This window comes from Enterobacter sp. PP-008-ECC_S150, from assembly GCF_045257065.1.
GTDB classification, from domain to species: domain Bacteria; phylum Pseudomonadota; class Gammaproteobacteria; order Enterobacterales; family Enterobacteriaceae; genus Enterobacter; species Enterobacter chengduensis.
In genome coordinates this window covers 40999-54028 of sequence record NZ_JBJHHG010000028.1, presented here as the reverse complement: position 1 = coordinate 54028, position 13030 = coordinate 40999, and the positions used below count along the sequence as shown (strand labels likewise).

Sequence of the window (13030 nt, the reverse complement as noted above, 5' to 3'; positions counted from 1 at the left end):
GCGCGGTATCAGCCGTCGCAACGGTCTGCTCAAGCTGTGAGAGGGAAGACGACACGTCACCAACCGTGCTAGAAAGTTCATTAACGCTGGTCTGAACCTGCCCGATGTCCTGCGCATTTTTTGCGATTTCCTGTGCCTGAAGCTCAAGGTTGTCGGCGTTCTGCTTGATGTCGTCAGCCATGCCAGCAATTTTTTCATTACTGTCCACCGCGTTCTCGATCAGGTCTTTGAACGTATCGGAGTCTTTAATTTCCTCCAGGATCACGTCTGTGATGTCGGAAACATCCATGCTGGCCTGTCCCCGCACCCATTCGGTGTAACCTGATTCGTTGCCGCTGCGGTCCACCAGCTGCGCGCGGTACCAGAAAATCTGCCCAGCCTTAAGGCCCATCTGCTGATATTTGCGCTGCGGGTAAGGCACATCGGCCAGCAGCATTGCATCGTCCTCGGTACCGGTCAGGCTATACTGAATTTCCGTCTTCAGCGTGTCGTCGGTATTCGCCGGGAATCCCCAGTTCAGCTCGATGCCGAAAACCACATTTTCAGAAGCGATGAAGCCAACCGGCTTCGGTGGATTGCCCACTTTACCCGTCAGCGTTTTCTCTTCTGAATAGCCCCATCCAGATGAAATTTCTGCGGCATTGATTGCGCGCACGCGCACCAGGTAACGCCCGGCATAAATTCCGGCGACGTCGAATGACGTTGTGGAGCTGCGCGGCACGTTAACCCAGTTCCCGTCGTTGCGGCGCCACTGCACTTCATAGGCGATAGCGTTCTGCGCCTGGTCCCAGCTCACGCGCATGGTCTCAACACTGATATTTTGCTGAACCACAGAAAACGAACTGATCACGATATTAGCTGGCGGGGACTGATTACCAGGCGGTATTACACTTATTGGCCGCTGGTCGATAATTGCTCCAGTATCGATACGGGCATATTTATCTGGATCGTGCCATGCTGCGGTGATTGAGAATGTGCCATCATCGTTATCGTTTACGCTGACAACGCGGTATTGCTGCGCGTAGAGTTCGTCAGATTCCACCACCCAAACAGCTTCGGCCTGTGGCGTCTCACTGTATGCCGTGGTGACTGTGACTGATTCACCGTTCACGGCCTGAATGGTCCTGCTCTGCGACGCTCCGGAAGGTAGGTTGAGAATAAGGCGATCACCTGCTGCTGCATCTGCCACGCGGTCAAGTTTGATAACGCGACCGTTAACGGCGCTGATGCGGCCACCCATAACCTTTCCGGAAAGCAGCTCGTCTGCCACGGCGATGATGTAGCCCGGCTGCGGTATGTTGCCGTCCAGCCCGACATCAAATGAAACAACGCGATCCTTGTTGTTGGTGAGAATACCCCAGCGCCCCTTTCGGTTCGCTTCTGACTGCCTGGTGCAGCCGATAGCTGTCATTTCCAGCTGATTGAAGCCGTATCGCGCCACCAGCGCCTGCTCAAATACCGGCTCCATCGCGTCGGCATAAGCGTTCCCCGGGTCTGACCATGAAACCAGCGCTGTGGTGTAGCGGCTTTTCGTGGTGCTGCTCGAATAGGTGAAGCGACCGCCAACAACGTTAGCGCGCGTGTAGCTGTAATCAACATCGCGCGGCATGTCAGCCAGGGCCACTATCTGATCCCCGCCCCAGTAGGTCATGCCACGGAAGATAGCGGCAAAATCACGCAGGACTGTGTAGGCGTCGTTCCGGTCCTGAATGTACACGTTGCAGGTATAACGTGGTTCTGTACCGTTGCCCCCTTTGCCGTCTGGTACCATCTGATCACAATACTGAGCAACCTGATAAAGCGTCCATTTATCAATATTCGCAGCGGTCAAACGGTGCCCAAGGCCGAACCGGTCAGAAACAACCAGGTCGTAAAAAATCCACGCAGGGTTATCCGTCCATGCCCACTTAAACGCACCGGTCCATGTACCGCTATAAGTGCGGGTTTCAGGGTCGTAGGTATCTGGAACGCGGATAACGCGGCCGCGCGGTTCGCATGAAATTTGAGGAATTGAGCCGTTGAACTGGCTTGAGTCGAATTCGATGTAGAGCAGCGCGGTGTTCGGGTAGCGCAGTTTGGCGTCAATCACCTCGGTGAAGCTCTGCAGCGTCATCGTGTCGCCGATCTTCGCGCTGTTGGCGTCAGAGGTAATCTTACGCAGACGTATTGTCCAGGTGCTGCCAGCCTGCGGTAAATCGATACGGTGGCTGCGCTCATAACCTGAGGTCGTTTTCCCGGTCACACTGGTATTGAGGACTGTCTGCCATGTCCCGCCGTCCGTCTGCAGGTCAATCGCATAATTAACCGAGTAACCAACCAGATCGCCATCGTCCTCCTGCTTGAAAAGCGAAGGCCATTTCAGGCGTAAACGAACCGCCGAAAGCTGTGTATTGGTGAAGGTTCGTGTCCACGCTGTAGCGCTCGTTACCTCGGTTCCCACGCTGATTTCGTTTTCGGTACCGGGAATGCCCTGAATGTACTTCTGGGCCTGTGTACCCGCGCGAAATTCCCACGTAACGCCGCTGAAGTTTTGGGAGCCGTCGGCGTTCTCCAGCGCCGTTCCGTCCAGGTAGATATCCTTCCCGGTGAGCTGTCCAGCAAACTCCCCTTCCCCAAGCGCAACGAGGATCTTTGCCTTCGCTACAGATTGCAGATCATCAGGCTGTTCGGTAGGAGTTCGGGAACTGGAGCTCCCCCCTTTTCGTCCGGTAATTTTATTCGCCATATCGCGCCCATAAAAAAAGCCACCCGCAGGTGGCTTGTAAAAAGGTATGTTATCTACTGCTGATCTTCGACATAAATTCCGGCAGAAATAATCGCTCCACCTATCCGCCGGCGACCATAAAGGAGCGGTACCGGATAGCCCTGAGCAGCGGTGTTTGTCACTCCACCGAACGCGTATGATGCGCGGTTATCTGCACTTTGCTTGCTGGCAAGTCCGGTTGGCTGAGGAGAAAGCATCTGTACAACTCCGCCTAGCATCATTGCAGCACCAAATTTATATAAAAATGGTGAGGCTGCAGCCCATGGAGTGAAGCTAAGCACAGCACCAGCGGCCACCAACACAGCACCTAAAACTGTTTGCAGCACACCAGCTTTTTTCCCCCCAATGATTACAGGTACAATTCTGATCACTTCACCTGTAACGGGGAAGCCAAGGTCATCTACTCCTATGTTTTTCTTCCCTTTGAAAACGGCAAAGGTTAGACCACGACTTTTACTACTAATCATATAACTTTCAAAGCCCGGAATAGTTTTAGCGAGGGCCGTTCCAGCTTCAGATACTTTATTGATAAGGCGGTGGTGTATCTTTCCAAAAATTTTACCTGGTTCGCCACTTAACTCAATTCGCGTCATTACCTCTTGCATGCCATCTCCTAAAATCATTTCAGGCTGTTAAGGTTTAAAAACCATTAGAGTAATTATCTGAGCCAAATTTTTTAGCATCCTCTCTTTTCATAGCGTCAGTATAATATTCATATTTGACGCTTATAACACCGTTTGGGTCACCAGCATCTGCGTTGTATGGCACAGGGCGAGCAGAAAGCGTTACTTTCATACCATTAAAATCATAATCACGATACCACTCTCCGCAACCACTACTTTTCAAACAGTTATAAAAGCCGTGTTTTTCATCCCTAATACTTTCTTTTACAAGAACTGGATCGCCATACTTTTCATCTAGAATATTACTAATATCTTTATATACCTTAGCACCCTCAATGAATGACTTTGAATTTTTATCAACGTTAACTGTAAAGGTTATGTGAGTCAGACCTCTGCCAGCGACAAACATTAAATTATAACGACCTGCATAGGTTGACGGATTAGGCGCAGTATCGGAAGCTGCAAATGCAACTTTCTTTTCGTCACCATCTACCTTAAGACCTTCAATATTTTGTGCCAATGTATCTTTAACTGATTGTCCCCATTTGAAACCAAATGGGGCATCAGGTAAATCATCACAAGCAGATAATAAAAACACAGTAAAAAATAGACATAATAATTTTTTCATAACCCCTCCATTCAAAAATTAAATGGAAGGTTAGCACAGGTCCTTATATCGTAGAACCTTCATCGTTCTCTCTTGCCAGTAGCCTCCATACGGCACGCGCTGACTCAAGTGTCCATAAAGGTGGTGAAGCAGCGTATTACCCTCCAGCAGTATACCCGCGTGGTTCCACTTATCAGCCTGCACCTGCATGATCACCATATCGCCGGGTTTCGGTGGCCCGTCGAATTCACGGAATCCGCACTCATACCAGCAATCCTGATAGAAGTTGTCCGGATATTCGTTTTCCCACCAGGGATAATCCACCCGGTAATCGTGGAGCTCGATACCATGCGTTTGCCGGAAATAGCTCATGACGAGCCCCCAGCAATCGAAGTGTCCAAGCACAAACGGACGTTCCAGCAGCGGCAATTCTCCGCGCGGCTGAATGGTGCGTAAATCTCCCTCCGGCCAGCTTACGATGTGCCAGGGTAAAAGCGTTGCATCGCATTGCGCTTTATCCAGTTCGCTCGGTTGCGTTGTGGCATCAGGGTGACTGTGAACGATGGCGATCACCGTTCCCCAGTCCTCAGCAGCTGCGTAATCCTCTGGCGAGAGGTGGAAATGTTCCGTCGGCTCTGCAGCGAGGTTACGGCAAGGGAAATATCGTTCAACACGGCTTTTCTGCACCACCACGCCACAGCACTCGCGAGGATATTCAGCTGCAGCATGCGCCATAATGGCATCAATGGTTTTCTGCCGCATATCAGCTCCTGATCAAAGACGTGCCAGGGAACCCACCAAACGAGAGCTCGTTATTTTCACCGAACCGAAGTTTGCAGGCCGTCAGCGTGCCGTTGCATTCATCAAGCGACGGATCGCTGACCGGGTTGTTGTTTTTGTCGAAATAGTTAGTTCCCGCATAATCGCAGCCGTCGCCCGTGCGATATTTATTCCGGATGCACCAGGTACACAGGGAATGAAGCTGCCGCGTCGGGATCATTTGCCCCTGCAGGTCCATCGGGCTGGATAGCGTGAACTCAACCACTTCGTTTGTTTCACTGCTCTTTGCATCGATGTAGAAAACCTTCAACTTTTCCTGGGTCGGATCAGCTGTTGGATTGCCGTCGGCAAAGTTAATCGCGTCAAGATATTTTCCCAGCGTGTCATGGATTGTCACTTTCGCCTGCAGCATATCGTCATAAGCCAGACAGAGTGCCGTTATGGAGCTATCAAGGTTAGCCACCGATAATTTTGGCTGCGCGCTACTTCCACTGGTAGATGCCTCGATCCCCTCAATTTGACAGGGCCAGGCTTTATACTCCTCACCCTGCCACCAGATTGATTTAGCCGGGAGATTATTTTCGTCTCCCCCTGCTGCGACAATTTCCGCCTCAGTATGGGCCAGGTTGTAGCTGTGAAATCTCAGCACCTCGCCTGTACCAAAGGCCGTTCCGTCGACCTCATAAAGCCTGACTGCATCGCCGGGCTCAAGCTTCTGATAATCTGCATTGAGACTCATGGTTTGAATGCCTGTTGGAAAGTTGCCGAAAGGGAGTAGTTCTCGCCGCCCATCGGTGTGGGCTTATACTCAGCACAACGATATAAGCCGAGCTGCTCAAGCGGTGGTTTCCACTGAAACGCTTTTGTACCTCCATGCCTGTCAAGAAAGGTTTTTATCGACTGAATGTATTCCTCAGTTCCAACAAAATTCATTTCCCATTGTTGGCTGCGAGGATTGATACCGTCGCCAGAAATCTGCTCGTAGCCGTCCCCAAACTTAGCGCTTCTTGTCCTGAACGAAACGGTTTGCGTCGGGCTAACTCTGGGGCTCCAGGAGAAGGTTTCGATAGACATGTTTATCGGGTTCCTTTCATTGCATTCCAGATATCACCACCAGGGCGGATATCACGCATGACATTTTGCTTATATCGCTGATCGACAAAACGCCCTACATCAGCACCGAACTGTTCCAGCCCTGAGGGAGCCTGTGTAGATGTATTACCGTTTGAATCAATATTGATATAAACCTTCGGCGCCATGTCGCCTCCCGCCCCACCACCATTAACAGCACGCACCCCTAGTGAACCATCCGCTGCACGGGTTAGCGGCATGATCGCCTCCGGTCCAGCCTCTCCCATTACTCCGGCACCTTTTGCGAAAGCAAAAAACGTAGGGTTATCGACAATCTGACCGCTATAAGCGCTCAAATCTGAGGAGGAATAAACGCCTCCTTTAGCGTTGAACTGGAAGTTGCTTCCGTAATCGGCAATTGCTGTTCCTGAACTGGCCGCCGCACCACTACCAACAGCACCAGACACACTCGAACCTACGCTCAGGATGGAGCTCAGAATTGTATTAGTTAGCAACGCCTGTGCTGCCATATCGACGAGGTTTTGAATTATCGATTGAGTAAGCGTGGAGAACAGGTTGATCATGCCCTCTTTAAAGGTCTGCGTTTTAGTCAACAGCCCCGTCAGAACATTAGTGGTACGCTCACGGGTAGCATCCACCAAGCCGATCGCCAGATTATTGAAGTCACTCTGTGAGCGATATAATTCCAGCGCGGTCTGATACTGAGCATCAGCAGAATCTTTACTGCTCTTCTGCATCAGCATTTCGTACTGCTGCTTACTTACTGCGCCATTGCGATAATAGGTCTCGATCAGGCTTTGCTGCTGTACGAGTTGATTTCTTTGCTGGGCGAGCGGATCAACGTCCCCTGCAAGATCAAGACGTGGTGCTGAAATAGCATTAGCCTGGGCCTGTAGGATTTGTCGCGATGTCTCCTGTGAAAGGGTGACACGCGCAGCCATAAACTCCTTTTCAGTAAGTAGACGGGCATCAAGAAGCGACTTCAGCTCCTGGCTTGCCTCCTTTTCCTGATTGATTGCCGATCGCGCGGGTGAGAACTGCTCAGCAAGCTCTGCGCGTTGCTTCTGGTAATTCTCAGCATTCATCAGCAGCGTGCGCTGCAGGTCCTGCTCACTGGCTCCATTTTTACGGGCGGCTGCGATTAGCTTTTCCTGGCTGGCTTTTTCCTGAAGATCAATTTTGCCAAGGCTGGTTGCATGAGCCTCTTCAATCTCCCTGCGCAACTGAAGGTACTGATTGACCGTATCCTTCCTGGCCTTTTGAGTATCTTCACCGGTCCACGGAGTAGTGACTCCCTCACCGGCCTTAGCCGTCTCCGCAGTAATAGTTTTGATGTCACTCGCGAGCGATTTGGCTTGATCTGCAATCCCTGTCTGGACCAAAAATCGTGCCTTACTGACGTTCTCAAGATTTGACTGTGTTGTTTCTAACCCCTTATTCACAGATTCGAGATCAGCTTCAGCGCGTTTTTTGCTGTCCTCTACGCCTTTTTTCTGTCGGAATGGGTCAAAACCACCGAGGCTATCAAGCCTGCTGTCTGCGTCCTGAATCTCCTTGATCAGCTGGTTACGCTGGGTGACCTGATTTTCATACTGGTCTTGCAGATCAATCTGCTTTACCGCCAGCTGTTTATCAGACATCTGCATCAGTGCAGCAGTAGTCTCAATGACAGCATCCTTGAGGTTAATTGCTGACTGCCTGGCATCCTTCGCCTGCTGATGAAAATACAGGAGCGCCGAACCTGCCAGCATTGCAGCGCCGAACGGTCCACCAACCAGTGCTAAAGCTCCACGAGCAAGGCCTACTGCAACCGAGGCGGCCCGAGCAGATACTGAGACCTGGCGATTTGCTGCAGCCAACTGCATTTTCGCTCGGGTTGCCAGATTCGTTTGCTCAGTTTCCTCTCGAATTAACCGGTTAAACTCCCCCTGGTAATTAACGTTAAGGCCTTGTTGCCTGGCGGTCTTCTCCATCTGGCGGTAGTACCCAAACTCGGCATCATTTCGCTTAAGTGTGGCGGCAGTTGATTCAAGCGTTTTGCGTGCACCGTCAGCCTGGGCAGCAGCCGCAGCTTTTATGGCTGCCTGATTTTGTTGCCAGGCGCTTACGTTTTCACGAAGACCAGCAGTTAATTTTGTCGAGAGAACGGGGATCAATGTGTACAAAGCTACGCTTGCAACAGCATTGAAATTATCGGTGAGCAGGTTTATTCCATCGGTTACTGACTGAATGCCTGAACGCAGGGGGCCGGTACTGCTTTGACCAATCTTGATGATCATGCCTTCAAACGCACTGGTCAGCCCCATGATGTCGCCATTCAGGTTATTTACGCGAATAGCGGCCTGCTCATGCGCAGTCTGGGTGCCGGTGAGGGCCTGGGTTAATGCATCAAGTTTGCTGCGGTTGTCCACCAGCACTGAGGCCGCATTGATATTCTCAACCCCGAAAAGTTTTACAGCCTGTGCGGTAGAAAGATTTTTCTTAGACAGATTCTCCAGTGCGCCGCTAAGCCCCACAACCGAAGGTTTTAGGGTTTTGTCGGTACCTTTCTCCAGCGCTAGGATCACGTTTCTCAGCGCTGTGCCTGCTTCGCCGCCTTTGATTTCACGTTCGGCCAGAACCTGAATCGCTGCATTCAGTGTTTCAAATCCCACCCCGGCCTGCGCGGCCGCCACACCGCCATTTTTTATAGCGGCAGCGGTATCAGCAATTTCAGAAGCCCCGAATTTCGCGCCGGCAGCCAGAACGTTGATATAACGATCTGCCTCCTGAGCCCCTGCACCGAACTGGTTAAGCGAAAGGGCCAGCGTCCGGGTTGCATCCGGCAGGGTTGAGCCAGCAGCCTGAGCAAGCGTAAGCGCGCTCTTTGTTGCCTCGGTCAGCCCGTCAGCAGTCTGAAGAAGTTCTGGTTTAGCTGACGCCATCAACTTCAGGGCTTCAACTGCCTGACTTGCGCTGTATTCAGTGCTTCGACCCATTTCCTGAGCGGCTTCATCAAGCGTCTTTAACTGATCGCCGGTTGCACCCGTGATGGCCGACAGATCGGACAGTGCCTGGCCGTATTCGCGGGTGGTTGTGATGATCGCGCCGAGCGATAACCCGGCGCCGGCAAATCCCGCCAGCCGGCCAGCGACTCCGGTGATGGTTTTACCCATCCGGGAATAGGCTTCATCGGTCTTTTTTGCATCTTCCTGCGCGTTACGGTTGAAACGCCTAGAGGAGTTCTCAGCGTCGCCGTATGCGCCCATCAGCTGAGATTTAAAATTGGCTGCGTTGAGATGCAGCCCGACGGCAAGGGAGGCAACGTCAGCCATTACATTAACGCTCTCATTACGGCCGCACACTGATCGTCAACGTTACTGACTGCAGCGGGAGGCGGGGTTTCAGGAGGTGGCCCACTCTCCTCGCCAGGACGGCTGATGGCACCGGTACGCAGGAAATACGCGCGCCAGTGGTAGAGAGTTTCTACCGGGAGTGAAGCTATCTTTGACGGATCGGGCTCGCCCCAGCGGTCGGCCAGCCAGAAAATAAACTCCAGCCAGGGCGAGCTCGTTAGTTTTTTTCCGCGTCTTCAAGTTTGCCAAGGGCATGCTTTTTAACGATGGCAATAGCGTCCAACAGGGCCACGTTGTCATGCGCTTGCAGCAGCTCTGCTGCGGTTGGTTTGTCTTCAACTGCGATTAGGCTGCCGTCGGGATGAACAAGACAATCGACAATCAACTGCACACTGAGTTCGGAAGCTTTGCGCGCATCCTCGGCAATCTGGCTGTCACGCAACGCTTCTTCATGATCGATAAGTTCACCCGCCGTCATACGTCGTAGATAAACAGTGGTGCCGAAAATTTCGGCGGTAACAATGGTGTTTTTAGGCCTCAGAAGAGCTGATTTCAGTGCGGAAACATCGATGGTAGTCATACTAATTCCTGAAAGTTAAATAATAAAAAGCCGCCATGAGGCGGCCAATGAATAACGTTTATGTTCAGCTGCCAGCAGCAGTACCCCAGGTAATATTGTTCTGTTTACCCTGAACGGTAATCTGAATAACCTCGCTCGCCGGGGCAGTGATTTCATTCATCTGCCAGCCAGACAGGGCCAGGATCATATTCGCTGTTCGCCCGTTTGGCAGCTCAACGTAAAACTGAACAGTTTCACGGTTCTCTGCCGCATTGAGGAAATCGGCAAAGTCCTGGTTAGCTGGATCGTCAATGAACCCTAGTGATTTTTCCGGGCCTTCCGGCAGGTCAGAAATAAACTGTTTGCTTTTATCAATGAGCGTGGTGCAGTCTACGAAGCCGCCCGTCTGGCCTGTGGCACCCAGTGCTTTACAATTGATAAGCGGTTTCATTGTTGCTACGTCGCTGCCCGCAGCCCCCCACATAACGACAGTGCCAGCAGGCAGCATCGCGTACTCTGGCGAAGTTTTATTATCAGCCATAATTTCTCTCTCTTTGATGGTGGCAGCGAGCGCTACCGGTGGTTTTCAATACGGTCACGTATTTCTATTGCGAGGATGCGCAGAACTTTCGCTTTTTGATAATCGAGCGCCGGACGAATGAACGGACTGGCGACCTGCTTCACAGTCCCCATCTCCTGAGCCAACGCTTTGATGAAGTGTTTTTTGCTCGGGCCAACGCGAAGATAAACAACCGCATTGCCTTTAGCTTTCGAAGAAGATGAGCGGATTTTTATTGAATCACGCATATGCTCATCTTTTGCTGTTTCGTCATACCCAGCATGCGATTTCATATCTTCCAGAACAGGTTCAAGAGCTGCTTTTCCTGCCTCACGCAAAACCTGCGTACCAACCTTTTCACCAAGGGCAAGGAGCTGACGTTCGAGTTCCTGAAGCCCTTTGACCTCCATGCGGATCATGATGACTCCTCATAATAATAAAGTACGTAATCTCGGATAAGCTTGTACTGAACCTGATTACTGGTAAGGGTCGCCTTGTCCTGCAGAATATTTCCACGCTGAATATATTGAACTGGATAACCTTCAAGCTCTCCGTGGATAATACCTTTCCAGTGAGACCAGATAGCCTTATCCAGTTTGACCAGCCCGGTGTAATCACCCACTTTATACATTGAGATTTGAAAGCGCCCAGCTATCAGCCCTGTACGCACCATCCCGTTTTCTATATCCGGGTCTGATATCAGCTGAAAAGTAATTCCGTTTTGCTCACTGTCTGGCAGCAGGAGAGGATAAACAGCCATTCCGGAAAGGCGTTCAAGCGAGGTTTTAATTGCCTGTTCTATCATGTCGGATATCCCGTTCAGCCGTAATTACACATCGATCAGGATTGCTACGGTCAACAGCGCGTACGGTATAGACCTCTTCATTCCATGTTACTTTCCAGTCAGCTTGAATGTCTGGACGTAGCCGGATCGTGAATAGCCAGGTTTCAACCACCTGCTGCTGGTCGATTGTGCGGATTTTTCGATTAGATACGTTTTCCGCCTTTGCCCATACAGTAGCAACCTCCACCGCGATTGACGGAAGAGGTTCTCCAAGCGGTCCCCGCTGAGTTTCCATTTTCTCTAATCTGATGCGTTTATTGAGCTCGCCAGCACGTAAAGAATTCATAGGCCATAAATCCTGTAAGGCTGAAGTAGAGCTTCGACGGCAAAGGGAACCTGAGCCACAGTCTCACCGATAACAACAGATTCACGATTCGCGTACCAGTGACCTATCAGCAGTAGCATTGCCGCCTTAACATCATCATTCAGTAGAATCGGATCCGGGTCATCTGCGTAGCCAGGGGAGCTTTGATTTTCATAGAGCGTTCGCCTTGTCCATGTCTGGACGTAACGCGCCGCCGCACCTGTGTAAATCTCCAGCAGAGCATCATCACCCGTAAATTCGGTATCAATGCGGCAATGCTGTTTCACCACATTCTGATCAAGCATTTGTTTGCCCCAGAAAAAGCGGCCCGAAGGCCGCAATATTTATCAGCTCCCCGCGCCGGTGCTGAATGAACCGTATACGAACGCCTCAGGGCGTTTCACAGCCAGCGCCAGACGTTCTTCGCAACGGATGGTGATCATGTTTTTCTCGAAGTCGTCGGCGTTCTCCGTGGAGATCACCACGTTCGCATCTTCGCGGTCGAAGATTTGCGCGCCAGCGTTGAATGCACCGGTCAGGAATTTACCCTGGAAGGCTGCCGCTTCCGTTGCAACAACCGGCAGACCCCAAAGTGTCGGGCCAGTCAGTGCCGCCGGGTTAGCCAGGATGTAACGGCCCAGACTGTCTTTTGTCAGCTCGATCCGCGCCCAGTCAATGAAGTGAAGAACGTGACCGGATGCAGGGAAGCGCGCCAGCTGTGCCTGCAACATTGCCAGACGCAGATCATCAATCCCGCTCTGCTGTTCGACAGTGAACGCCGGATTAAAAGCCGATGCCTGAGGAACGATGCCATGCAGATGAACGCCGGTACCATCACCGAAGAGAATTTCCTGCTCTTCTGCATACTTCAGCCCGTACCGCATTTCGGCATCAACGGTGGACTGCAACTGTGCGAAGTCATCCAGGATCTGCTTTGAGGCTTTGAACAGGTGGGCGATAGTGCTGACGCCAGTGATTTTCGGCGTGAACTCAATTTCGCTGTATGGTTTCTGTGTATTTTCAGGAACCACTTTCGCGTTATTGGTAAAGCCTGTCTGCTGCACCCAGAAAATAGCTGAGGAGGATGTACGTCCTGGAGCAATCAGATCGCGAATGAACAGGCGCTGTTTCGGTGCCGTATCAATACCCGGCAGGCGCTGTGGCTCCACAACACCATCAGGCACATCCACCGAAGTCAGGGCGGCCTTAACCGGGATGCTGATGCGTTTACCGCCTTCCACGCTGGACGCAAAGGTTTTGAGGGCTTCAGCGGAAATCACCTGGTGGCCAACGGATTCGACAAACTGTTTCGCGTTTGCCAGCGGCATCTGGGCAACATGTTGCTCCAGTTCGCCCATAGCGGCCTTCAGCGTTTTTTCAGCTTCACGCAGCGCATTGAACTCAGAAGCCATTTTATCGACGGCTGCCTTTGTTTCTTCAGACAGCTTGCCGGACTTCTGCGCCTCTTTGAGCGCGTCTTCTGCTTTCGCGTTGAACTTGCCGGTTGCCTCTTCAATGCTGGCCGTGACTTTTTTCAGAATATCGTTTACTTCAGACATAAAG

The 13030-nt window shown here is 51.5% G+C and carries 14 protein-coding genes; all 14 read right to left on the bottom strand.

The window, feature by feature from the left end; all coding sequences use genetic code 11:
* Positions 1–2725, bottom strand: a 2725-nt coding sequence (locus tag ACJBF3_RS23095) for a host specificity protein J (RefSeq protein WP_406545283.1), incomplete at its 3' end; no start/stop codon positions are given.
* Between the two features lie 53 nt (positions 2726–2778).
* Positions 2779–3369 carry a tail assembly protein gene (locus ACJBF3_RS23090; protein WP_045326808.1) on the bottom strand — a complete coding sequence of 197 codons (591 nt, stop codon included), beginning with the start codon at positions 3367–3369 and terminating at the stop codon, positions 2779–2781.
* A gap of 34 nt (positions 3370–3403) precedes the next feature.
* Positions 3404–4015: a membrane lipoprotein lipid attachment site-containing protein gene (locus tag ACJBF3_RS23085; protein ID WP_045326810.1), complete on the bottom strand. Its 612-nt coding sequence runs from the start codon at positions 4013–4015 to the stop codon at positions 3404–3406.
* A 30-nt stretch (positions 4016–4045) separates the two neighbouring features.
* Positions 4046–4756, bottom strand: a complete 711-nt coding sequence (locus ACJBF3_RS23080) for a C40 family peptidase (protein WP_047716584.1) — start codon at positions 4754–4756, stop codon at positions 4046–4048.
* A gap of 1 nt (position 4757) precedes the next feature.
* Entirely contained in the window at positions 4758–5513 is a 756-nt protein-coding gene (locus tag ACJBF3_RS23075) for a phage minor tail protein L (RefSeq protein WP_045326815.1), read from the bottom strand.
* Positions 5510–5848 (bottom strand): phage tail protein, encoded by a 339-nt coding sequence (locus ACJBF3_RS23070; RefSeq protein ID WP_045326816.1) that lies wholly within the window; start codon positions 5846–5848, stop codon positions 5510–5512. The genes ACJBF3_RS23075 and ACJBF3_RS23070 overlap by 4 nt, the downstream gene beginning before the upstream one ends.
* Positions 5849–5850: 2 nt before the next feature.
* Complete coding sequence (locus ACJBF3_RS23065; protein ID WP_047716582.1) at positions 5851–9180, bottom strand: phage tail tape measure protein; 3330 nt, start codon at positions 9178–9180, stop codon at positions 5851–5853.
* 238 nt (positions 9181–9418) lie between these two features.
* On the bottom strand, positions 9419–9781 hold the full coding sequence (locus ACJBF3_RS23060; RefSeq protein ID WP_045326818.1) for a phage tail protein: 363 nt from the start codon (positions 9779–9781) through the stop codon (positions 9419–9421).
* A gap of 64 nt (positions 9782–9845) precedes the next feature.
* Positions 9846–10301, bottom strand: coding sequence for a major tail shaft subunit (locus ACJBF3_RS23055; RefSeq protein ID WP_045326819.1), 456 nt, complete (start codon positions 10299–10301; stop codon positions 9846–9848).
* A 32-nt stretch (positions 10302–10333) separates the two neighbouring features.
* Positions 10334–10738 (bottom strand): HK97-gp10 family putative phage morphogenesis protein, encoded by a 405-nt coding sequence (locus ACJBF3_RS23050; protein ID WP_045326820.1) that lies wholly within the window; start codon positions 10736–10738, stop codon positions 10334–10336.
* The gene (locus ACJBF3_RS23045; RefSeq protein ID WP_045326822.1) at positions 10735–11124 is read right to left on the bottom strand and encodes a hypothetical protein; all 390 of its coding nucleotides are present in this window, start codon (positions 11122–11124) and stop codon (positions 10735–10737) included. Before ACJBF3_RS23045 ends, ACJBF3_RS23050 begins: the two co-directional genes overlap by 4 nt.
* Positions 11105–11449, bottom strand: a complete 345-nt coding sequence (locus ACJBF3_RS23040; RefSeq protein WP_045326823.1) for a phage head closure protein — start codon at positions 11447–11449, stop codon at positions 11105–11107. Before ACJBF3_RS23040 ends, ACJBF3_RS23045 begins: the two co-directional genes overlap by 20 nt.
* Complete coding sequence (locus ACJBF3_RS23035; protein ID WP_045326824.1) at positions 11446–11772, bottom strand: head-tail connector protein; 327 nt, start codon at positions 11770–11772, stop codon at positions 11446–11448. The genes ACJBF3_RS23040 and ACJBF3_RS23035 overlap by 4 nt, the downstream gene beginning before the upstream one ends.
* A gap of 42 nt (positions 11773–11814) precedes the next feature.
* The gene (locus ACJBF3_RS23030) at positions 11815–13026 is read right to left on the bottom strand and encodes a phage major capsid protein (protein ID WP_047723362.1); all 1212 of its coding nucleotides are present in this window, start codon (positions 13024–13026) and stop codon (positions 11815–11817) included.
* Positions 13027–13030 lie beyond the last annotated feature (4 nt).